This is a genomic window from Rhizobium sp. PL01, assembly GCF_033447125.1.
Taxonomy (GTDB): Bacteria; Pseudomonadota; Alphaproteobacteria; order Rhizobiales; family Rhizobiaceae; genus Pararhizobium.
In genome coordinates, this window is sequence record NZ_JAWQUM010000003.1 from 489212 (window position 1) to 512477 (window position 23266).

A 23266-nucleotide genomic window follows, 5' to 3' on the forward strand; every position below is an offset into this window, starting at 1 on the left:
GATGTATTTCGCTCTCTCCTGAAGTAAAGCTCAAAGTATAGATTGGATTCTCCGGCTTCGGGTTAATTCAAGACACCGCGTGTTCTAGGAGGTGCGATTTCACGATCTGGAGCGGTGGCCATATCCTGGTCTTCGTCTGCCGTCAGAGATTGCCGCTCGCTCAGAGTGTCCGCGACTTTATTCAAGACCTCGATCCTTTCCCTTAGAAGGTCATCGGCCCGAGTGTATTGAGACCGGATACGCCTCTCTACGGCCTCTGCTAGCGCCGGCTTTGTTTCCCGCAACCGTCTCAATTCGCCATGACCTTCAGCTGTTTCCAAAGACATCGCGGACCCAAAACCCCCTTTGACGTCCATCATTGCGGCCAAATCCGTAGCAGGAACGAGGTCTGCATCAGGTGGACGCCGCTGCCGCTCGTGTGGTCGCCGAATACGATACGTTCGGAACTACCACGGTTGCATGCCCCTCTTCATGGGTAGCGGTTAATTTCAGGACCTCACGGGGGATGACCCGCCGTGGCATCGCCGCCAGCTGCCACGCGGCCGGCACCCTTATTGGTCGCGTCGGTCAGCACGAGACTCGCAACGAACTGAGGAGAACGTTTAAGTCTAGGGCGCAGCACACGGGAGATCACAGCCATTGCGACGCAAGAGGACAGCGTGAGTTGTTCATCGATCCTGGATCGACGGCGAGCGAAATCGGACGAGTGCTGCATTTGTTGGACCTCAACGGGAACCGATACGGGTGGCGGACGAGAGCTATCCCTGTATGTGCTGCACAGCCATTTGAGAGCAGATCAATTCGCCAACCAAGTCGCCGTGGAATTTCCCCAGGATCACTGAAGCGAAGCCAACCATAGACTCCGCTGGTCGGGCAGGAGCATTTCGATATGCAGTATACAAGACTCTCATAGGACCGCTCTCGTTAGATATCTCCGACGTCGGCACGCCCATTCGGGCGTCGGATAAACCTATTCGCTTAGCGATATTTTTCGCGGTCATGAGCATGCGTGCAGTCGTACCGGACACTGTGAACTTGCGTCAACGCCGCCGCTTCATTTTCGTACGCGGATACCTTTGTGAAGCGGAGATGAAAATCCGGACTCCACAGGAGATGCTTGGGAAGTAATTCGGGCGGGGTCACCTGACCCGGCGGCTGTTAACCTTTGGCCACCGGGCGGGCTACGTTCGCCAGCATTTGGCCGCTCATCAGCTGCGAGCCGCGGTGACCGCATCAACGGTTTGTATTAGCTTGTTATAATGTTTGGCAATGATTTGTTAACCTCGTCCGGCTTCACTCATGTCATCCGCTGGATCATGGCGGTGCTGAAACAGGGCGACGTCGCCGCCCGATCTATAGGAGAACCGGAAATGCCGAAAGCTTTAATGAGAAAGGGGCCGACCTTTCGGACGACCCCTTGCAAGCTCGAAGTGGTTGACCTCTCTGCAAATCGGTCAAGGCACATACAGTAGTACACACCCAGAAGGTAAGTGTGTTTGGTTAGCAAGACGTTAACGTGCTTTCGGCCGCGTTATTCTTGGGTGGGCCCGGTTGACTGCAGGGGTCGTTCTCTTTATGTTCCGCCTCCATCGGAGCGAAGAACCTATACCGCCCGATCCGGAGACCAGCGATGACGATAGTTAGGACATCCCAGAACCGAATATGACCAGCGTTAGCTGATCATTGGTTTTGTGACGGCCGCGCGATCCTCGTCGATCCCGACCTTCATTTCAGCAGCAATACTGCGGTCCGCCTACGCGGAAGCGCAGCAGCATGACCAAATTCCAATTTCATTCATCCGCGACGGTTGCCGTCCGCGGAAACAGGAGACGCATGTCATGTTCATTCCCAAAGACTGCTTCCATCCGACCGAAGTGCTTCCGACCGATCTCTGGGCTGAGTTCGGTATCCCCGAAGTCCTTCTCGTAGACAATTCTGGCGGGTTCATCCGCGCCATGTTCGCTGACGGTGACGTCAGCCTGGAGACCAATCTCCGCCCCATCGATGACGGCGAGGAGGCTGCGTCCTGGTGACCCCATCGCCCACTCGCGGCCTCTGGCACGCTTTGCAGTATTTCGCCCGGCCGCCGCCGCAATCGAACTGAACTGTCCGCATCCATACCCGAGCCACTCAGTCCGCGACGTCAAGCGTTCGCGACATCGGAGACGCATGCCATGAAAACCGAAAAGCTTAACCCTTTAGCCGCAGAGCAACTTGAAATGGATAGCTCGTCGTTCCTCGGCCAGCAAATCACGGTCTTGATCGATCGCGCCACGCGCTGCGTGATCGCCTGTCGCGTGGGGAAGACGTTGATCGGGGCGCGCTGCTGCATGGTCCGCCCGGTTGCGGAAAGACGACATACGCCCAGGCACTCGCTAACTCGTGCGAGGCCAATCTCGTAGTCGCGTCCGCCGCTCGTTGGCAGGCTGCTGGTCACTTAGGGGATTACCTCAAAGCTATGCGCTCCGCATTCACACAAGCGATGAAACAGAAGCCCTGCATCCTTTTCGTGGACGAATTCGATAGCTTCGGCGACAGGGAGGGGGAGGACGACCATGCAAAGGATTATCGACGGCAGGTTATCAACGGCATGCTTGAATGCCTTGATCCGGTCGAGGGTCGTGAAGGCGTCGTCGTCGTGGGTGCCACCAACAATCCGTCTGCCATCGATCCTGCCCTGCTTCGGCCCGGAAGGCTGGAGACGCTCATCGAAATCCCGTTGCCTGATGCCACCGCCCGTGTAGCGATCCTTCGGCATCACCTGCGTGATCAAGCGTTTGGCGGCGAACTCGTCCGTTTCGCCTTGGCGACTAGGGGATGGTCGGGAGCTGACATTGAGAAGCTTGCTCGGGACGCCAGGCGGCTTTCGAGGCGGCGGAAGGTTGCCTTGTCGGAAGACCTTCTTTTAGAGGTGATGCCAGCGCGATATGTCCTGAGCGAGAGCGAGGTGCGCCACACCGCGGTCCACGAAGCAGGGCATGCCCTCGTTGGGGTCGTCCTCGCATGCGACGTACTCAATCACGTTCACATTGATCGGGATGCGGCCCTCCAAGGGGGCGCTCAGTCGGTCGGTATGACCGTTTTTAAACCCGAGGTCGGCCGAGTGAAGCGGGCCAGCTACTACGACGACAGGATTGCTATGCTCTTGGGTGGCATTGCGGCCGAGACGCTGGTCTATGGTAGCCATGCAGACGGGGCAGGCGGCGAGCCATCGTCAGACCTGATGCTGGCAAGCGATACCGCCACGAAGCTGGAGCGTCACTATGGGTTTGGTGAGGTGCTTTCTGCCGAACTTGGGAAGGGGAACCGTCCCCTAGAGTATCTCCGTGGTCGCGACCCTGAACTGCGCAGTCTCGTCGATGCAAGGCTGAAGACCCAGTTCAATCGGGCGATGGCGCTTCTCTCGGAGCATCGTCAGGAACTCGACAATCTTACCGATACGCTGATCGACAAGGGCCGCGTCATCGGCGACGAAGTTCGGGCGCTTCTGGACGTGAAGTCCAGCCCAGGGGCGACGAACCCGCATCCGTCAGGAATTGACGGCTAGCGGTCAGGCTCCGCTCCTCGCTCGAGAGAGGGGCGGAGCCGCTCAACAAATAGTCTCCATCTGCTAGCACCGTTCTCCTGTGGCGTTTGCGGGGAATGGCTTCCGGAGCTGTGTTTGATTGATGCCTGGCTTGATTTTTACGCGACGGCCGAGCGGCTTGAATCCGATTTCGTCTAAGGCGGAGCCGAGCGACATTTCCTTTGCCGACTTTTGCTTAGGGCGTGGTGGTCTGGTCACCTCTGCCTCCTTTCAACGGATCACAAGCACCTTGAGCTCTACGATTTGATCCGGCAAGGCAGAAAAACAGACCAGACCGTGGCGTCCAATTATTGTATCTAGGTCGAGCATTCGACCCTCGGAGTTCAGGAAGGTGCAAAAGCGTGAAACTCTGGATCATTTCCGATTTGCATCTGGAATTCGGACAACCGTATGTTCAGGTGCCGCCTCCTGACGCAGACGCATTGCTCCGCGCCGGCGATCTGCTTACACGCGGCATTGTTCCGAGCATCGAATGGTTGGCGGCCAACATCACTTCCTCGATGCCCGTGGTGTTTACCGCAGGGAACCATGAATAAAAATCGGCACTGAAGAAACCTTCGGCGCGGAAGACGGTTGTCTTAACGTCTTAACCCATCACCCAGATCAATTCCACCGGAGTTCAAGGGCGATCCGCTGTCTGCCTGCTACGCCTCCAATCTGGAGGACCTGATCGTCGAAGGACAGCCTGCTTTGTGGGTGCATGGCCACGTCCACAAGAGGGTCGATTACCGTGTCGGTGAGACGAGGGTGCTGGCCAATCCGCGCGGGTATCCGGGAGAGGGGACTGACTTTGACCCGCACCTAGTCGCAGACCCCGTCAACTAAGTGTTCTGATAGCGCGTCGAAACGGAGGTGTGCCGCAGCGTCATCGAAAATTTTGATTCTCATATGTTCCTTACATCTGAGAAATGTCACTTGGAACTTTCACGGAAACGATGGCGCAGTCAATCGGCAACGGTGTTCTCTCGGCCACCGATACAATCGTCGCGATATGCTCGCCTGGACTATCAGCTCACCCCAACGACAAGTACATCGCGGGCCGCCTTCTGGTCCTTAATACTGATGCCTTCGAAAATCTCGGTGAATTCAAGCCGAACTGCCGGGGTGAGGTCAGCGAGTTTCGGAAAACCCGACTCGCCTATCACGATCTTGGGAGACCTCTTTTCGCGGACTTCGTCAAATGCTCTGGCGTAGTCAAAGCTTATGATCGGATTACCGTCTCGCGCCATTTCCGCTGCTATCCTTGCAAACCTCACAAACACATACTCCCCGATGTTCTGCCTAGAATATGAGTACTTCGTGATGTTCATTCCCGATGCGGACCCCGCCCGGTTCGGCCATTGCACCGTTTTTGCCAAGGCTTGGAGAAGGCCGATTAGGACGTCCCTGTCAAACCGCACACGAAGGAGAAAGAGCGCGAAATAGAGTGCCGTTTCTCGTTGCTCCTGACTTTTTGAACTCAAGTCCATCGCAATCATTCGCACGAGCGCGGGACCGTCGATCACGTCGGCTCGCAAAAATCCGTAGTAACGAAGCAATATCTGGATCGGCAGTTGAGCATCAGCCAATCCTTTTTGCTCGCGGAATATGAATATTTCTTCCAGCAGCAGCAGAGGGATTTCGCCGCTGAACCTCTGCATCCCTTTATCCACGTAGGCCAGAAACTCTTGGTAACCCGGGCTCTGGCGAAGGAATGCTAATATCTCGGGGTTGAGATTTTTAAAGATGGACTGGACCTGAATCTCGTGCTTTTCGGCCTTCTCTAGCCTGCGCGCGACGAAGAATTCCAAGAATGATCGGTGAGAGAAGTAGTAGTTCTGACCGAACTTACGTTCCAGAAATGAACCCGTGAAAATCTCGCGGTACAGCGTGTCGCGCTCGTAAAGGGGATCATCAAGGAGGTCACGCCCGATGATCGATTCCGGAACCACGTCGGCAGTGAAATATAGACGCCGCCCGTCAAATGAATCCCAAAGCCACCACGCAATACGCTCGATAATGCGTTGCCGTTTCTCCGAATCGATCTGTTTCCGTACGAGCTTTTCGCCTTCGCGCTCGCTGATCCTTGTTGCCGCTATCGAATAAAGACCATAGGTCGTGAAGCTCTCAAGTTTCACGCTCGGATCAGCGGCTATGTCAGCGTAGATTTTAAGGTGGACGGGTCGGTGGAGGTCGCCGCTCGACCTGATCTTGTCAAAATCCGTCACGCGAAGCGAAACCCACTCGTCGATCTCGGATGGCTCGACCATATCAGCGGGATGATTTTGTCTTAGATAGCTCTCCAGAAACCGCGTGACTTCTTCGTCCGAAAACGGGGCGAGGGCGAGTTCGATATACTCCGGCGCGCCCGGCATGCGAATTACCTGTTCTCCTGCGATCCGCTGACCGCGTAAAATCCAGGCGTGTTCACTATCGGAGAGAAACGCATTCGGTCTCCCAGCGACAATGATCTTGGCTTTCCCGTCCAAGAGCGAGTGTATCTGGGAGAAATTGTACTTGAAGTCCGCCCAGGACAGCGCGTGCTTCATTTCATCGAAGCCGTCGAAGATAATCACGAACTTCCCTGTACGGTTCAACTTCTTGAACTTGGCGAACGAGTAGTTCTTGGTGCTGTATCGGCCTGCCAGCGTCTTGGCGATCAGACCGTCAACGTCCATCTGGGTGGCGATGTCAGACAGACGTACGTAAACAGGGACTCTTGAAGAGGGGTTGTCGAGGTAACGGTCTGCCAAGTCTCTCGTTAGGAACTTACAGTACGACGTCTTGCCCATCCCATAGCCGCCGAGGATGGCAACCGGCGTTTTCGATGGGTCGGCTACCCATGTCATAATGCGTTCGTGAAGCTCACCGTCGCCTTCGATCGAAGACTTGATATAGTATTCCTCGAGGCCCCCTTCGCTGAAGAGGTCGCGGACGTCGCGGCAGTATTTTCGGAAGCCAAGAAGGTTTTCTTCGAATTCCTTAATTGAGAATATCTCCAGCCGGCCGCGCCTTTCTTGGGCGTAAGCCTTGGCTTCAGGTGAGAAGTCGAGTCTTGAAATGACGAAGACGCTAGTGACTTCGCCTTTTTCGAACAGCGACATGTAGTCGGCCCAGATCGCATTAAGCTCACCCTGCGACATATTCTTGGCAAGGTTCTTACACTCGACAGCGATTTTTTGCGGACGGAACTCATCCGCCATATCGAGAAGGATGTCGACCTTCTTGGTGCCGATGCGGATTTCACGCGAGACCTTATGTCCCTCCGCTTCAAGCAAGTCGATTACCTGATCGCGGAGTTCATCTCCAATTTCCGTGGTCGAGCGCGCAATCGGCGCGCCACTCTTGCCAAATTTGTTCGTCAAACAACTTCCCCCGACTCACGTTGCCCAAAACAATGACTGCATTCCTTCCTGGCGCGCATCAACAATCCGAGATTGCGCGCAAATAATGCCTGATGTCGCCAAAATTGTTGACGTAAGATCACTAACAACTGATTCTGGGTCGACATCATGAAAGAATTGAAGGAATTCACGCTAGCCGAGTTCTTAACGGAGCAGGGCACCAATTTTCACTCTGGACTTCCGCTGGTCCACTCAACTGAAAGCGCGAACATCTGGAAGATGTTGGGGCACGAGCGCGTGGAAGTAACGCCCTGCGATACCTTCACCGGGGAAAATCTCGCCTATTTCTTCCATGGACGACCCGCATACCGAAAGTTCCACAAGAACCCTCAGGATTGGGAGCTGCCCTTCGTCCTCGTTTTGAAAAGTACCTGCCTTCTCAATATTCGCCGTATTTTCCCCTTCGACTCCGGGGCATTCCAGAGTTCGCGCTTGCCGAGCTATGTTTCGCGCTTCAACGCTGAGGGTTATGACGTCGCGAGCAACACAGCCGCGATCGACCTGCTCGTCGATATATTCTTCGGAGGCGACAGTTCATATTTCCACGGAAAGGCGAAGTCGCGTGACGAGGTTTCCAGACGAAACGGCCTGGGTATGCGCCATGCCCAGGTGCTTGCGCTTTGCGCGCTATATAATCGCGAACACCTCGAAGCGGACGACCGCTCGCTTGCAATCGAGGTCCAGACCGACCTGGAGGTGTCAATCAAAGATAACCTGCTCGGTGTCGTGCTCCCGCGCTCGTATTTCGACGACAAGAACCTGAAGAAATACTTCAAGGAGCGTGGGGTTCAGGTCCGTCAATACGACGTCTATCCGATCAACACGGAGGCTTACGTTTCTATCGTCTACGAGGAAGTCAAAGCGATTTACAAGAAGCTGAGGCTGATCGATGGATGAGACATATGAAATGGTCGGTTGCATCGACTTCGAGACGGATTCTTATGCGATCTCGCTGCCGGTGCTCCAGAAGCCTCGGTCGAATTATGTCTACATTCCCAAGACGGACCATCATTTCATCGTCATCGATTTCTACGAAATCGATGAACTCAATTACCGGGTTCATTATCTCGAAGACCGAATGTCGGTCTCCATAAGCAAAAAGACGCCGATCCCGGTGCTGGAAGCGGGGCATGCCTACATAATCGATGCCGACTGGACCGACGCCGAGGTTTACGCGCGGCATCCTCGACTGGGAGGCGAAGCGATTAAAGCCTTCATCTCCCTGCGATCTCGGATGGCTGCGAAAACAAGGAGTGTCGCCCACGGCGAGGTGGAGGCTGGAATTCAGGACCTTTTGGGCAATCCGGTCCGGTCCAAGTACTGGATATCGAAATTCTCGGCGCTTGTTCGATCCGCTTTTGAAAGCGGTGATCCATCTGGCGAACTCCTCAAAATGATGGAAAACGCACGACTGAGGTGGATTGAGAAGTATTCGACAAAAACGTCACTGAAGCTCGTGACGCAGCTTATGCAGGTGCAAAACCTCACTCTCCAAGCAAGTGATGCGAAGAAAGTCCTACTGACGAGATTTGAAGGCATCCTAACGACGAAGGGAATCTACATTCCCAAGGCGGAGCTGGCAGCATACAAAGAGCTATTTCCGCACGGTATTCTCCCGGCAATCCGTGACGACGCTAAAGACCATTATGACTATTGGTCACGCGGTGGCCAAATTGGGAAGCTGGTGAACGATCAGGTTTACACGCTTCTAAATCCTGCCGACGCTAGCCAGAGCAGAAAACACGACCCCGACAGATGGTCGCTCCTCGAACTCGAACGCATCCTCCTCTTCTTTACTGTTCTGGGTGGTGATGACCATCTGTTGGAGCAGGCTGGAAGCTTTTTTCACCCATTGTACGAAGTCCTGCTAGCCGACCTGCTGGATTACGCGTCCGACCGATACGATTGGACTTCCGCTTTGGCAGGGCGTGTTCGGAAGGGCTTCCTCCATGGCCTTTCAGAAATAACGGACATGGTTCCGGTTGATCGCGTCCCGGAAAACGACGAGTGGATGAGAATAATCGCGGTTATCCTCGAGAACCTGCGGAAGATTGAGGTACTGGCTAAAATCGTACGTCCCCCACTGCGAAGCAGGGACACTCAGGAGGTCGGGATAAAGGGTATCGACTATTCGCTGTTCGATGCGCTGAGGAAGGTCTACGTCACGAAGAACTTGCAGCACATTGATGTATTGCGGAAGGCGGACGCTGGCAATTAGCGGATAGACTACGATGGTGGACAGGGCGGGCGATGCATAGCGGGATCAAGGCAGTTCATGTAGGCAGAAGCCTCACAAGCTAATGCCCGAAATCTGCCTCTCTCAACGCGGGAATGTGCGAAACGGGGATAACGAATGGCCAAAAGACCGCCGCTAAGTCATTGATTCTCGACAGCTGTCTCACAACGGTAGTTGCCGGGCCACACCGTGGGTCTACCGTTACAAGGATATTGCCAACTGGTGGGGGCAGCCGCATCGCAACCGGATCGGCGGTGTCGAAGAGGCGGTGCCGACGGCCTGGGTTGCAGGCTCCAAGCCTGTCTGGTTTACCGAGCTGGGTTGCCCAGCGATCGACAAGGGGGCGAACCAGCCGAACGTCTTTACCGATCCGAAATCGTCGGAAACGGCGGTTCCTTATTTTTCGAACGGCGCCCGTGGCGATGCCATGCAGCGCCGGTTCCTTGAGGCGCAGCACCGGTTCTGGCAGAGGGCAGGTGCGCCCGCATGCGCTGATCCGGATCATATGTTCGTCTGGACCTGGGACGCGCGGCCGATGCCGGCCTTTCCGGAGAATACGGTGCTTTGGTCCGATGGCGCCAATTGGCAGACGGGGCATTGGGTGAATGGCAGGTTGGGTGCAGCGACAGCGGCCGACGTGATCGCGGCGGTGCTAGCGGACCATGGCTTTCAGGGCGGCGATGTGAGCCGCGTCAGCGGCGATCTCAGCGGTTATGTGCAGTCGGAGCAGGCATCGGCGCGCGATGTGCTCGAGCCGCTGATGGCGGCGTTGCAGATCGATGCGGTTGAAGATGGCGGGACACTGCGGTTCCGTTCACGGATGAAACAGGCGTCGCAGCCAGAGGTCATTTCGGTGCTGGCGGATCTCGACGGACAAGCGCTGTTTGAGGAGACACGGGGCCACGATAGCGACTTCGGCAGCGAGGCCATCCTCGATCGGCTCGATCCGGAAAATGCCTACGAGCGGACGACGGCGCGGTCACGCCGGGTGTCGCCGGCCAACGACCGGGTTCTGCGGCTTTCCCTGCCAGGTGTTATGCATGATGGGGCGGCGGCAAGCGCCGTCGAGGAGGCGCTTCGGGATCATCAGGTGTCGCGGCGCAGCGTGCGTTTTTCGCTGTCGCCAGCAGCCCTGGCGTTCGAGCCGGGCGATGTCATCTCTTTCGACGATGGGCCGGCGGGCCAGTTTGTTGTCAACCGGATCGAGGATGGCGCGGCGCGCTCGGTCGAGGCACGGGCGTTTGTGCCGTCGAGCGGTGGTGGGCCGGTCCAGCCATCCATACCGGTTCGTCCGCCGCGCACCCCATCCGATGGGTTCTCGCCGGTCGTGCATCTGATGGATCTGCCGCAATACGAGGCGGGTCCTGCCAGCACTTTTGCGCGGGCAGCTGTCTTTGCCCGTCCATGGCGGGCCGTCACGCTCTCGTCATCGGCGACGACGGAAGGCTATCAGGCGCGAGTGCGGCTCGCGCAACCGGCGCAGACGGGTATTTTGACGGAGCCGCTCAGTGGAGGTGTTACCGGGCGGTTTGATGCCGCGCGTACGCTGACGCTTGATTTGCATTTCGGCGGGTTGTCTTCAGCAGCCCGACTTTCCGTCCTCAATGGACAGAACCGCGTGGCGATCCTTGCTGCAAACGGTGCCTGGGAAATCATCGGTTTCCAAAGTGCGGAGGAAATCTCTGCCGGGCGCTGGCGGCTGACAAAACTATTGCGCGGGCTGCACGGGACCACCGATGCCATGCTGGCGGGCAGTTCCTCCGGCACACCGGTGGTTGTTCTCAACATGGCCGTCAGGCCGCTTGGGCTGAGTGCGGACGAAGCGGGGCGTGTGATCAACTGGATCGCCGAGCCCGGCGGGCAGGCTGCTGCGCCGAGCGGTCCCTTTGCGTTTGCCGGTGGCTTGAGGGCTGAGAGGCCGATTGCGCCGGTGCATCTGCGTGGGCGGCGTCTTGCGGGCGGTGAGATCCGAATCACCTGGATCCGGTGCGCCCGCAGCGATGCCGACCACTGGCTTGACGGCGATATTGCACTGGATGAATCCCAAGAGAGATATCGTCTCGACATTTTCGATGGCGCGACCATCAAGCGGTCCTTCGATGTGTCCGAACCGGTGTTGCACTATGCGGCGGGCCTCGAGATCGAGGATTTTGGCGGACCGCAGACGGCCTTGTCGATTCGCGTCCGGCAACGCGGCCAGAAGATTGCCTTCGGAGTGCCGGCGCAGGCGTTTCTCAGCCTTTAGACCATCGGCTTTCCATTCAAATCCAACTCAAATCAAGGCAACGGGGCGAGGAGCGTCAAATGAACGATTTGAAAACCTGGTACATGTCGAAGACAGTGTGGGGCGGTGTGGTTGCAATCCTGGCATCCAGCGCCAATCTGCTGGGACTGGAGATCGGGGCCGACGATGAAAGTGGACTTGTGGATGGACTGACGGCGCTGGCAGCGGCTGTGGGTGGACTGATCGCCATCTGGGGCCGGATCTCCGCTCGCTCACGATTGCGCTAGACAGTGCACAAAACGGGCCGTTGCCGGGACATTCATTTGCCATTCAGACTGTATCGTCTATTAAAACTGCAACGATGCTTCCCAGACCGCCAATTTTGTTTTCAATCCGAAAGTGCGTTCATGTCCTCACCCTTGATCATAGCAACGCTTGCAGCGGGCCTTTCCGGATTCGCGCCGCCGGCGATTGATGTGCCATCGATGGTTGTTGCGGTGGATGGCGATTGCGGTCAGGCGGCTGCCGAAGTGGTGGCCAAGACCGGTGGCGAACTGCTGTCGGCACAGCCGACAGGCGACGGCAAATGTGTCGTCACCGTGCTGATCCCCGGCAATGGCGGCCGTCCGAAAAAGGTGACGATGCGGGTGCCGATGTAGCCGCAGGATGCTTGCTTTCAAAACATTCTCGAAACGGATGAAATAAGGTAAGCAGTGTAATACCAAGGTTCGATGATAGGAACCTACGGGGTTCCTATCATCGAACCTTGGTAGAAGTCTCGTGTTGCAACGCGACGGCAAATCCTTGGGAGATGCTGGCGCGAAAGGGAAGAAAGTCTGTTCATGCGCATTCTGGTGGTCGAAGACGACGTCAACCTCAACCGTCAATTGACGGACACTCTGAAGGAAGCCGGATATGTCGTCGACCAGGCCTTCGACGGCGAAGAAGGCCATTACCTTGGCGAGGGCGAGCCTTATGATGCCGTCATTCTGGATATCGGCCTGCCGGAAATGGACGGCATTACCGTGCTGGAAAAATGGCGCGGCGCCGGGAAAGTGATGCCGGTTCTGATACTGACCGCACGCGACCGTTGGAGCGACAAGGTCGCCGGCATCGATGCCGGTGCTGACGATTATGTTACCAAGCCATTCCACGTGGAGGAAGTGCTGGCCCGTATCCGGGCGTTGATTCGCCGCGCTGCCGGACATGCAAGCTCCGAGATCGTTTGCGGTCCGGTGCGGCTGGATACCAAGGGCTCCAAGGCGTTGGTCAACGGCGTTGCACTGAAACTAACCTCACATGAATTCCGGCTTCTGTCCTATCTGATGCATCACATGGGGCAGGTGGTATCGCGCACGGAACTGGTCGAGCACATGTACGACCAAGATTTCGACCGCGATTCCAACACGATCGAGGTTTTCGTTGGCCGGCTTCGCAAGAAGATCGGCAATGACCTGATCGAAACCGTGCGCGGCCTCGGCTATCGCATGCAGGCACCTGGCATGGCCAGCAAGGAAGTGAAATCCTGAGCGGGATCGCCATGATCGACAAGAAAGACCGGGCGTCTGCGCGCGAAGGACAAGCCCCGGAGGTGTTGTCCGGCCAAACCATTCGGCAACAGCCATGATGCTGCGCCCGCAATCGCTGACCGCACGCGTTCTTCTGGTTTCCACCATCTGGGCGGTGGTGGCGCTGGTGGTGATCGGCGTGGTGATCTCGACACTTTACCGGCAAGGTTCGGAGCGCGGGTTTCAGGACCTTTTGCGCGCGCAGCTATACAACGTCATCAATTCGATCGTCGTCAACGACAAGTCTGTGCTGGCCGGCAGCCCGCAACTGGGCGATCTGCGATTCTCTCAGCCGCAGACGGGCTGGTACTGGATCGTCGAGCCGATCGGCGAGTTTAACACGCCGCCGCTGATTTCAACCTCCCTGGGTTCTGGTAAGTTGCCGATCGCAAGCGTTGATGAAGTGCCCTTCGATATTCGCTACGAGCGCTTCTATACCACCGTCGATTCCTTCAACAACGACGTCGAGGTGGCAGAGACAGAAGTCGTTTTGGACATTCAGGGGCATACGGCCCGCTTCCGGGTTGCGGGCAATCGTGACGTGCTCGAAGCCGATATCAATGATTTCAATCGCAATCTCTACCTAGCGCTGGCTATCTTTGGTTTCGGTGGCCTTGGCATGAATGCGCTGGCCATTCTCTTTGGGCTGAGGCCACTCGATCAGGCACGGCGGTCGCTGGAAAAAATCCGTGGCGGTGAAAGCGAGCGGCTGGACGGCGAATTCCCGCGCGAAATCCAGCCCTTGGCAAGCGAGGTTAATGCGCTGATCGACAGCAACCGGCGCATCATCGAGCGTGCCCGCATGCAGGTCGGTAACCTCGCGCATTCGCTGAAGACGCCGCTTGCCGTTTTGATCAACGAAGCGCGCGTGCTCGAGCCGCCGCACGGCGATCTCGTCAAGGCGCAGGCCGATGCGATGCAGATGCAGGTGCAGTCCTATCTCAATCGGGCTCGGATCGCCGCACAGCGGGAATCGGTTCTGGCGCGTACCGAAGTGGAGCCCGTGCTGGAGCGGCTAGTGCGCGTCATGCGCCGGCTGCACCCGGAAAAGACTTTTTTGCTGACGGTATCGCCACCCGGTCTGATCCTGGCGATGGAACAGCAGGATGTCGAGGAAACGGTGGGCAACCTGCTGGACAATGCCGCGCGCTATGCGAACGATCAGGTTCACGTCGTGGCACAGATTGCGCCCGAAGGCGTGCAGGGCAAAGATCCGGGGCGGCGCAACTGGATCACCATCGAGGTTGATGATGACGGCCCCGGTCTGGAGCCGGAGCAGATTGTCATTGCCATCAAGCGTGGCAAGAGACTGGACGAAAGCAAGCCGGGCACTGGCTTGGGATTGTCGATCGTCAGCGAGATTGCCGGTGAGTATCAGGGAACTCTCGGGCTGTCGCGGGGCGAGCGCGGAGGGTTGAAAGCACTGATCGTGCTGCCTGCTGTGTCATGATGGGACGTATCTTGAGCCGCCGCGTGACTTTTTTGACAGGATTGCGGGCAAAATTCCGCAATGCAGCAGGTTTAATCGCTGCGATGTTGCCTGCCCATGCGGGGAATGTAAAAAGATACTGAGCCATGAATCGGCCTGAAGCTGAGCCATGATTTGCCGATGCACCGGAAACCGCGAGAGCAGTCCGATACGATGAAGAACCAGGCCCGTTTCCCGACCCTCCTTTCTGCTTCGCCGGCCGCGTGCCTGATTGCCTCGTCGCTGCTGATCGCCGGATGCGGTACGACCTCGCGCGACACCGGTAACATGAGTGGTGGGATCACCTCGAACACGTCGGCTTCCTATATCGCAGCACTTGGCGGTGGTGTGATTGGGCGCCAGGCGGGGCTTTCGATCAGCAAGGCTGACCGTCAGCGGGCGCTGGAAGCCGAATACCGGGCCCTCGAAGGATCCCGCGGCGGACAGCCGGTGGTTTGGCAGGGATCTGGAATCAGCGGTTCCGTTGTTGCGGCCGCGCCATATCAGGTCGGCTCGCAAAACTGCCGCCAATATAGCCATACGGTGACTGTCAAGGGGCAGGATAGCGTCGCGCGTGGCGCCGCCTGCCGGAACGCCGACGGCACGTGGACCCCGCTGGGCTGATCGCCGCATCGGGCAGTTGCGGCGAAACGCCTCAAATTTCCGTCATCTCCGGTTTTCCGATTGGAATGGCAGGCTTCGCATAGTAATTGAGCGCACATGCTATTCTGGATCCTAGTTGCCACCCTGACGGCGGCCGTTGCCGCTGTTCTGTTGCTTCCGCTGCTGCGCGCCGCCGCCAGCGCCGAGGCCCCCCAATCCCATGACGTCGAGGTCTATCGCGATCAGCTGGAAGAGCTGAAGCGCGACGAGAAAAATGGCCTTATTTCCGGCGAGGACGCCGATTTCGCGCGTGCCGAAGTGGCCCGCCGTCTACTGGCTGCGACCGATGCGGTGAAGGCTGCAGCGCCCGTTCGGCCGGTTAAGCGCAGCAACCGGCTGGCGCAGCTGGCCGTCATTCTCATCCTGCCTGCCGTCGGGCTCTGTCTTTACTTGCGGACCGGTAATCCGGATGTCCCGGATGCGCCGCTGGCCGCCCGCCTGGCCAATCCAGGCGATGACATGAACATTCTGATCGCACGGGCCGAACAGCAGCTGGTCACCAATCCTGAGGACGGCGCCGGATGGGACGTGCTGGCGCCGATCTATTACCGCAGCGGCAGGATCGAGGAAGCCGCCGTGGCATTCCGCAACGCTCTTCGCATACTGGGGGCGACACCTGTGCGTCTGGGTGGTTATGCCGAGAGCTTGATCGCACTTTCCGGCGGCTTGGTGACGAACGAGGCACGGGACGCGCTGCAGAAACTGCTGGCGATCGAACCCGGCGATCCACGTGCGCAATTCTACCTGGCCCTTGCCCTAAAGCAGGAAGGCAAAGTGCCGGAAGCGCTCGCTGCTTTTGAGCAGATCGTCAGCACATCTCCGGCCGGTGCCCCGTGGTTGCCGCTGGTCAACGAGCATATCGCCGGTCTGAAGGGCGACACCCCGGCAGCGGCGCAACAGGCTGGAACACCGCTGGGCAATCCAAGCGGTGAGGATATCGCGGCGGCGAAGGACATGAGCACCGGCGACCGCACGGCGATGATCGAGGGTATGGTCGGCAGTCTTGCCGAAAAGCTAAAGGCAGACCCGAAGAATTTCGAGGGCTGGATGCGGATCATTCGGTCCTACTCCGTGCTCGGCCAGAGGGATAAGGCGGCCGATGCCCTGAAACAGGGGCTCGCCGTCTTCCCGGCCGACGGCAGCGAAGGCAAGCAATTGCTGGTATTGGCAGGCGAGCTTGGGCTAAAGGCCGACGGAGGCGTGGAATGACCCGCAAACAAAAGCGCCTTGTGATCATTGGTGGCGGTGTGACGTTCATCGCCGCAGCCGTGCTGCTGGTGATGGTCGCGTTCAGTCAGGCAATCGCCTATTTCTACGTCCCCGGCGATCTCGCCAAGGCTGATCTTGTCCCGGGGACCCGTATACGGCTCGGTGGTTTGGTCGAGAATGGGTCACTCAAGCGCGGTGAGGGCATGACCATCACGTTCAGTGTCACCGATACACTGGACAAGGTACCAGTGACTTATACCGGGATTTTGCCGGACTTGTTCCGCGAAGGGCAGGGTGTTGTCGCTGAAGGCAGTTTCAAGGAGGGAAGCCCGGTTTTCGTTGCCGATACCGTGCTGGCCAAGCATGACGAAACCTACATGCCCAAGGACGTAGCGGACCGGCTGAAGGCGCAGGGCGTCAATCTCGGCGGCAAGGAAAATATTCAATGATCATCGAGCTTGGTCACTACGCGCTGGTTCTGGCGCTCGCCACATCGCTTCTGCAGGCGGTGCTGCCGATTATCGGCGCATTGCGAAATGACCAGGCTCTGATGGAGATCGGCACCGTGGCGGCCAAGGCCACTTTCCTGCTGATGGCTTTGTCGTTCGGTGTTCTCACCTATGCCCATGTGACATCCGATTTCTCGGTCCAGAACGTCTGGGAGAATTCGCATTCGCAGATCCCGCTGATCTACAAGTTCTCCGGCGTCTGGGGCAATCACGAAGGCTCGATGCTGCTGTGGGTGCTGATCCTGACCTTTTTTTCAGCACTGGTGGCGGTGTTCGGCAACAATCTGCCGGAGACGCTGAAAGCCAATGTACTGGCAGTCCAGGCCTGGATCACGGTGGCGTTCTCGCTGTTCATTCTCTTGACGTCCAATCCTTTCAACCGGTTGCTGGACGCACCAGGCGAGGGGCGGGACCTCAATCCGGTGCTGCAGGATATCGGCCTCGCCATCCATCCGCCGCTGCTCTATCTCGGTTATGTCGGCTTTTCCGTCTGTTTCTCCTTTGCCATCGCTGCGCTGATCGAAGGCCGCATTGACGCTGCCTGGGCCCGCTGGGTGCGGCCTTGGACGCTGGCGGCCTGGACCTGTCTGACGGCCGGCATCTCGATGGGGTCTTACTGGGCCTATTACGAACTCGGCTGGGGCGGCTGGTGGTTCTGGGATCCGGTCGAGAACGCGTCCTTTATTCCGTGGCTGGCCGGGACGGCGCTGTTACATTCGGCGCTGGTCATGGAAAAGCGCGAGGCATTGAAGATCTGGACCGTGCTTCTGGCGATCATGACATTCTCGATGTCGCTGCTCGGCACCTTCCTCGTCCGCTCCGGCGTGCTGACATCGGTTCACGCCTTTGCCACCGACCCGACGCGCGGCGTCTTCATCTTGATCATCCTCATCCTTTTCATCGGTGGCGCGCTGTCGCTGTTTGCCTTCCGTGCAGCGCACCTGAAGGCGGGCGGTTTGTTCGCGCCAATTTCGCGCGAGGGCGCATTGGTCCTCAACAATCTGATCCTGACGACCGCAGCGGCGACCGTGCTGATCGGGACACTCTATCCGCTGGCGCTGGAAGCGGTGACGGGCGCGAAAATCTCTGTCGGTCCGCCCTTCTTCAACATGACCTTCGGATTGCTGATGCTGCCGTTGATGCTGGCCATACCCTTCGGCCCGCTTCTGGCATGGAAGCGCGGCGATCTCCTTGGCGCCGGGCAACGTCTGTTTGCAGCAGTGGCCTTCGGTTTGGTTGTCGGGAGTGGCATCTATTACGCACAGAATGGCGGTCCGATCATGGCGCTGTTCGGCATCGCACTCGGCGCCTACATGATTGCCGGTTCGCTGACTGAACTTTATCTGCGGTCCGGCCTTGGCAAGGTAACGGGCGCTATCGCTCTGCGCCGCCTGTCCGGTTTGCCGCGTTCGGTTTTCGGTACAGCGCTGGCCCATATCGGCATGGGTGTGACGCTGATCGGCATTGTCGCGGTCACGGCCTTCGAGACTGAGCATATTGTCGAGATGAAGCCGGGTATGACGACGGACGCTGGCGGTTACACGCTGCGTTTTGATGGTTTACGTAACGGCAACGGGCCGAATTATAGCGAGGAATCCGGGCATTTCACCGTCAGCAAAGCAGGCATTGAGGTTGCTCAGGTCTGGTCGTCAAAGCGGTTCTATACTGCAAGGCAGATGCCGACCACCGAGGCTGGGATCCGGACGTTCGGCCTGAGCCAGCTTTATGTTTCGCTCGGAGACGACATGAAAGACGGCGGCATCGTCGTCAGGGTCTGGTGGAAGCCGATGATCCTCTGCATTTGGCTGGGCACGGTGTTCATGATGGCGGGTGGTGCCGTTTCACTGAGCGATAGACGCCTCAGGGTCGGTGCACCTGCACGCGCCAAGAAGCAGAAGAATCCGGTTCTGGAGCCTGCGAAATGATCCGCCGGTTGCTCGTCATCGTCTTTCTCATGCTATCGGCGTGGCCAGCCTTTGCCGTCAATCCCGACGAAGTCTTGGCTGATCCGGCGCTGGAAGCACGCGCACGCGGACTATCGGCGCAATTGCGCTGCATGGTCTGTCAGAACCAGTCGATCGACGATTCGAATGCCGAGCTTGCCAAGGATCTGCGGCTCCTGGTGCGCGAGCGGATCACCAACGGCGATAGTGACGAAGCGGTCATCGCCTACGTCGTATCCCGCTACGGCGAGTTCGTTCTGCTCAATCCCCGCTTCGAGACAAAGACGTTGATTCTGTGGGGTGCGCCGGTGCTGTTGCTTCTGGCCGGTGCTGCGGCAATGCTTGTTGCTGCAGGGCGCAGGACTGGCAAGGTGACGGGAACGGCACTGTCTGCGGAAGAGCAGGCGCGGCTGGATGCTGTTTTGAAGGAGTGATTTTCTTCCGTTTTGCTGCGGGAAGGGGCTTGCTCAAGCGCCGCTCCTTTTTCCGCCGTGTCCTGCCTTAGAGACCCGCTTCGATTAATTCCCTAACATTACCAAAAGTTCATTCTACGGACACAAGTCAGTAAGGTGCGTTCGACTATTCCTTTCTCATCGGCTGTTCCTCCAGTCAGCCAAATACACATAAAGAGAAAAGGCAAACCGGATGTTTCAAACAAACGCACTGCGTCCTTCCCTCAAGACCGTTTTGAAGACCACGACCGTTGCTGGTTTGGCGGCCGTCATGCTGTCGACCGGCATCCCTGCTGCCATCACCCAGTCCTTTGCCGCCGCCGTTAAGATCGAGGCGCCGCAGGTTCCAAGTTTTGCCAATGTCGTCGATGCTGTTTCGCCTGCCGTCGTTTCGGTGCGCGTGCAGTCGCGCGCCAACCCGGTTTCCGATGACGCCAGCGGCGGCAACGGCTTCAGTTTCGATTTTGGCGGCCGTGGACTGGATGAACTTCCAGACGATCACCCGCTGAAGCGTTTCTTCAAGGAATTCGGCGGCCCGAACGGCGATAAGCGCGCCGAGCGTGGCCATGGACCGCGCGACGGCAAGCCGGGTCGCCTGCGTCCGACCTCGCAGGGTTCGGGCTTCTTCATCTCTGAAGACGGCTATCTCGTTACCAACAATCATGTCGTTTCCGACGGGTCCGCCTTTACCGTCATTCTCAACGACGGCACGGAACTGGATGCCAAGCTGATCGGCAAGGACAGCCGCACCGACCTCGCTGTGCTGAAGGTTGATGACAAGCGCAAGTTTGCCTATGTCGGCTTCGCCGACGACAGCAAGGTTCGGGTTGGTGACTGGGTCGTTGCCGTGGGCAACCCATTCGGTCTCGGTGGTACTGTGACCGCCGGTATCATCTCGGCGCGTGGCCGTGATATCGGTTCCGGTCCGTATGATGATTACCTGCAGGTCGACGCTGCGGTGAACCGTGGCAACTCCGGCGGCCCAACTTTTAATCTCAACGGCGAAGTCGTCGGTATTAACACCGCGATCTTCTCGCCATCGGGCGGCAATGTCGGTATCGCCTTTGCCATTCCGGCATCGGTCGCCAAGGATGTCGTTGCCGATCTGATGAAGGATGGTGAAGTCTCCCGCGGTTGGCTCGGCGTTCAGATCCAGCCGGTCGACAAGGACGTGGCCGAATCGCTCGGCCTTGCCGAAGCAAGCGGTGCGCTTGTCATTGAACCGCAGGCCGGTTCTCCGGGCGAAAAGGCCGGGATCAAGAAGGGTGATGTGATCACCGCCGTCAATGGCGACACGATCAAGGGACCGCGCGAGCTGGCTCGCAAGATCGCGTTGATGCGTCCGGGGACCAGCGTCGATGTCGCCCTGTGGCGCGACGGTAAGGCAGAGAGCGTCAAGCTCGAAGTCGGGACCTTGCCTGCTGATACCAAGGACGCTGCTGCAACGACTGACCAGCAGCAGGAAGAACAGCAGCCTTCAAGCGAAAAGGCTCTGGCCGACCTCGGCGTGACGGTAACGCCTTCCGAGGATGGCAAGGGCGTGACGATCTCTTCGGTTGATCCGGAATCCGACGCCAGCGATCGTGGCCTGAAGGAAGGCCAGAAGATCGTCTCGGTCAACAACCAGGAGGTCAAGTCGGCTGACGACATCCTCAAGGTGATCGAAGCTGCAAAGAAGGACGGCCGCACAAAGGCTCTGTTCCAGATTGAGGCTGACAATGCCAGCCGCTTCGTGGCGCTGCCCATCAGCCAGGGCTGACGAGGGCTGACGTAGCTCCACTTGACGGGCGCCGCGGACCTTCACCAGGGTTTCGCGGCGTCTGGCGTTTCAGGGCACGGCTTATCTGCGCAACCGGGCAGGCAGGTGTGATTTCCCCAGGGCAAAACCGGTTGTGGAAGATACGGGTCAGGGACTATGGTCACGCGTATGAAGATTCTGATTATCGAAGATGACCTCGAAGCGGCCGCCTATCTGGCGAAGGCCTTTCGCGAGGCTGGTATCGTCTCCGACCATGCCAGCGACGGCGAGAGCGGCTTGTTCATGGCGAGCGAAAATAGCTATGACGTGCTCGTCATCGATCGCATGCTACCACGCCGCGACGGACTATCGGTCATCTCCGAATTGCGCCGAAAGGGCGTTCACACTCCGGTTCTCATTCTTTCCGCCCTCGGCCAGGTCGATGACCGGGTCACGGGATTACGCGCCGGTGGCGACGATTATCTGCCCAAACCCTACGCCTTCAACGAGCTTTTGGCGCGCGTCGAAGTGCTCGGACGCCGAAAGGGGGCTCCTGAACAGGATATGGTCTACCGTGTCGGCGATCTGGAGTTGGACCGGCTGTCGCATACGGTGCGCCGCCAGGGCCGCGAGCTCTTGCTGCAGCCACGCGAATTCCGGCTGCTTGAATATCTGATGAAGAATGCGGGGCAGGTGGTGACGCGCACCATGCTGTTGGAAAATGTCTGGGATTATCATTTCGATCCGCAGACCAATGTCATTGACGTGCATGTGTCGCGGTTGCGCGCCAAGATCGAAAAGGATTTCGATCAGCCGTTGCTGCGCACCGTGCGCGGGGCAGGGTACATGATCAAGGAAGACGGACGCACCGACGCATGACCAGGTTGCGCGTTCTCTTCCGCACCACGGCCGTTCGTCTGTCAGCGCTTTACCTCCTGCTCTTTTCGCTCTGTGCCGCCTTTCTGGTCTTTTACGTCACTGCCATGTCGCAACGGCTGCTGGAACAGCAGACGAAGGATGCAGTGACGGCAGAAGTTTCCCAGATCGAGCAGATCTACAGCCGCGCAGGCGTCAACGGGTTGCTGCGAACGCTGGAGCGGCGGGCGCGGCAGCCGGGTGCCAATCTGTATGTCATTGCCGGGCCGACCGGCGAAATCCTGGCGGGCAATGTTGCGTCGCTGCAGCCCGGGCTTCTGGATAAGGAAGGCTGGACAGGCGAAGCATTCCGCTACCAGCGCTATACCGACGAAAGCCGCAAGGAGGGCCACGTGGCATTGGCGCATGTGCTGGTGCTTGACAACGGCCTGCGCATTCTCGTTGGCCGCGACTTGCAAGAGCCCGAGAAATTTCGAGTCCTTGTGCGGCAGGCTCTTGTACTCGCCCTCGGCATCATGGGCATTGGCGCGCTGATCATCTGGTTCGCGATTGGCCGCAACGCGTTGAAGCGGATTGATCGCATGTCGGACGCAAGCACGCGGATCATGGCAGGAGACCTCTCGCAACGTTTGCCGATGAGTGGATCCGGTGATGAATTCGACCGATTGTCGGAATCGCTCAATGCCATGCTCGGACGGATCGAAAAGCTGAACGAGGGCCTGAGGCAGGTCTCCGACAATATCGCCCATGACTTGAAAACGCCGTTGACACGTCTGCGCAACAAGGCCGAGGCCGCATTGGCGCACAAGGCAACCAATTCCGGCTATCGCGCCTCGCTGGAAGAGATCATCGGCGAATCCGACCAGTTGATCCGTACATTCAACGCGCTGCTGATGATCTCCCGTGTCGAAGCTGGGGCTGCGGCTGCGGAGATGAGCGATGTCAACCTTTCGCAAAGTGTCGCCGACTGCGTTGAACTTTATGAACCGGTGGCCGACGAACAGGCGTTGAAGCTGGAGGCCGACGTGCCTGCCGATATTCACATTTCCGGCAATCGGGAACTGATAGGGCAGGCCCTCGGCAACCTGATCGACAATGCCATCAAATACGCTGACGGCGCGGTCAATCCGTTGATCAAGGTCAGTCTCGCCAGACGGGACGGGGCAATCGTCTTGTCCGTGGCAGATCATGGTCCCGGAGTGCCTGCCAATAAGCGGGAGGACGTGGTGGAGCGTTTTGTGCGGCTCGACGAAAGCCGTAGCAAGCCGGGAACAGGGCTGGGCCTATCGCTGGTCGAGGCGGTGATGGAGATGCACCAGGGTTCTCTTGAACTGAGCGATACCGTTCCAGATGTTGAAAACAATCGTGGTTTGACCGCCAGCATGGTTTTCCCATTGCGCTCTGCCTGATA

19 protein-coding genes are annotated in these 23266 nt (G+C 58.1%); 18 read left to right on the plus strand and 1 reads right to left on the minus strand.

The annotated features are described in order from the left end of the window. Nucleotides 1–1838 precede the first annotated feature (1838 nt). From R6X40_RS10195 to R6X40_RS10205, 3 genes are all read left to right on the plus strand, one after another. On the plus strand, nucleotides 1839–2033 hold the full coding sequence (locus R6X40_RS10195) for a hypothetical protein (protein ID WP_318413134.1): 195 nt from the start codon (nucleotides 1839–1841) through the stop codon (nucleotides 2031–2033). A gap of 293 nt (nucleotides 2034–2326) precedes the next feature. After that, complete coding sequence (locus tag R6X40_RS10200) at nucleotides 2327–3547, plus strand: AAA family ATPase (RefSeq protein WP_318413270.1); 1221 nt, start codon at nucleotides 2327–2329, stop codon at nucleotides 3545–3547. 380 nt (nucleotides 3548–3927) lie between these two features. Then, the gene (locus R6X40_RS10205) at nucleotides 3928–4122 is read left to right on the plus strand and encodes a metallophosphoesterase (protein WP_318413135.1); all 195 of its coding nucleotides are present in this window, start codon (nucleotides 3928–3930) and stop codon (nucleotides 4120–4122) included. A 471-nt stretch (nucleotides 4123–4593) separates the two neighbouring features. Here R6X40_RS10205 and R6X40_RS10210 read toward each other — a convergent pair whose 3' ends face one another. After that, the gene (locus tag R6X40_RS10210; RefSeq protein ID WP_318413136.1) at nucleotides 4594–6930 is read right to left on the minus strand and encodes an NACHT domain-containing protein; all 2337 of its coding nucleotides are present in this window, start codon (nucleotides 6928–6930) and stop codon (nucleotides 4594–4596) included. Nucleotides 6931–7077: 147 nt separating this feature from the next. Here R6X40_RS10210 and R6X40_RS10215 point away from each other — a divergent pair, with 147 nt between their 5' ends. From R6X40_RS10215 to R6X40_RS10285, 15 genes are all read left to right on the plus strand, one after another. Then, nucleotides 7078–7866 carry a hypothetical protein gene (locus tag R6X40_RS10215; protein WP_318413138.1) on the plus strand — a complete coding sequence of 263 codons (789 nt, stop codon included), beginning with the start codon at nucleotides 7078–7080 and terminating at the stop codon, nucleotides 7864–7866. Beyond that, a complete protein-coding gene (locus R6X40_RS10220; protein WP_318413139.1) occupies nucleotides 7859–9187 on the plus strand; it encodes a hypothetical protein in 1329 nt (442 codons plus the stop codon). The genes R6X40_RS10215 and R6X40_RS10220 overlap by 8 nt, the downstream gene beginning before the upstream one ends. Before the next feature lie 175 nt (nucleotides 9188–9362). Next, the gene (locus tag R6X40_RS10225) at nucleotides 9363–11450 is read left to right on the plus strand and encodes a glycoside hydrolase TIM-barrel-like domain-containing protein (RefSeq protein ID WP_318413273.1); all 2088 of its coding nucleotides are present in this window, start codon (nucleotides 9363–9365) and stop codon (nucleotides 11448–11450) included. A gap of 59 nt (nucleotides 11451–11509) precedes the next feature. Beyond that, nucleotides 11510–11716, plus strand: coding sequence for a hypothetical protein (locus tag R6X40_RS10230; protein ID WP_318413140.1), 207 nt, complete (start codon nucleotides 11510–11512; stop codon nucleotides 11714–11716). A gap of 120 nt (nucleotides 11717–11836) precedes the next feature. Then, entirely contained in the window at nucleotides 11837–12088 is a 252-nt protein-coding gene (locus R6X40_RS10235; protein WP_060503652.1) for a hypothetical protein, read from the plus strand. Between the two features lie 183 nt (nucleotides 12089–12271). Continuing rightward, nucleotides 12272–12958 (plus strand): response regulator transcription factor, encoded by a 687-nt coding sequence (locus tag R6X40_RS10240; protein ID WP_113246111.1) that lies wholly within the window; start codon nucleotides 12272–12274, stop codon nucleotides 12956–12958. 100 nt (nucleotides 12959–13058) lie between these two features. Beyond that, nucleotides 13059–14447: a HAMP domain-containing sensor histidine kinase gene (locus R6X40_RS10245; protein WP_318413276.1), complete on the plus strand. Its 1389-nt coding sequence runs from the start codon at nucleotides 13059–13061 to the stop codon at nucleotides 14445–14447. 192 nt (nucleotides 14448–14639) lie between these two features. Further along, entirely contained in the window at nucleotides 14640–15089 is a 450-nt protein-coding gene (locus R6X40_RS10250) for a hypothetical protein (RefSeq protein ID WP_318413279.1), read from the plus strand. A gap of 96 nt (nucleotides 15090–15185) precedes the next feature. Beyond that, on the plus strand, nucleotides 15186–16337 hold the full coding sequence (ccmI, locus tag R6X40_RS10255) for a c-type cytochrome biogenesis protein CcmI (RefSeq protein ID WP_318413144.1): 1152 nt from the start codon (nucleotides 15186–15188) through the stop codon (nucleotides 16335–16337). Beyond that, a complete protein-coding gene (gene ccmE, locus R6X40_RS10260; RefSeq protein WP_318413146.1) occupies nucleotides 16334–16786 on the plus strand; it encodes a cytochrome c maturation protein CcmE in 453 nt (150 codons plus the stop codon). The genes ccmI and ccmE overlap by 4 nt, the downstream gene beginning before the upstream one ends. Further along, entirely contained in the window at nucleotides 16783–18771 is a 1989-nt protein-coding gene (locus R6X40_RS10265) for a heme lyase CcmF/NrfE family subunit (RefSeq protein ID WP_318413147.1), read from the plus strand. Before ccmE ends, R6X40_RS10265 begins: the two co-directional genes overlap by 4 nt. Beyond that, the gene (locus tag R6X40_RS10270; protein WP_318413149.1) at nucleotides 18768–19223 is read left to right on the plus strand and encodes a cytochrome c-type biogenesis protein; all 456 of its coding nucleotides are present in this window, start codon (nucleotides 18768–18770) and stop codon (nucleotides 19221–19223) included. The genes R6X40_RS10265 and R6X40_RS10270 overlap by 4 nt, the downstream gene beginning before the upstream one ends. A gap of 211 nt (nucleotides 19224–19434) precedes the next feature. Continuing rightward, complete coding sequence (locus R6X40_RS10275; protein ID WP_318413151.1) at nucleotides 19435–21000, plus strand: Do family serine endopeptidase; 1566 nt, start codon at nucleotides 19435–19437, stop codon at nucleotides 20998–21000. Nucleotides 21001–21156: 156 nt separating this feature from the next. Then, nucleotides 21157–21858: a response regulator transcription factor gene (locus R6X40_RS10280; RefSeq protein WP_060503644.1), complete on the plus strand. Its 702-nt coding sequence runs from the start codon at nucleotides 21157–21159 to the stop codon at nucleotides 21856–21858. Continuing rightward, complete coding sequence (locus R6X40_RS10285; RefSeq protein ID WP_318413153.1) at nucleotides 21855–23264, plus strand: sensor histidine kinase; 1410 nt, start codon at nucleotides 21855–21857, stop codon at nucleotides 23262–23264. The genes R6X40_RS10280 and R6X40_RS10285 overlap by 4 nt, the downstream gene beginning before the upstream one ends. Nucleotides 23265–23266 lie beyond the last annotated feature (2 nt).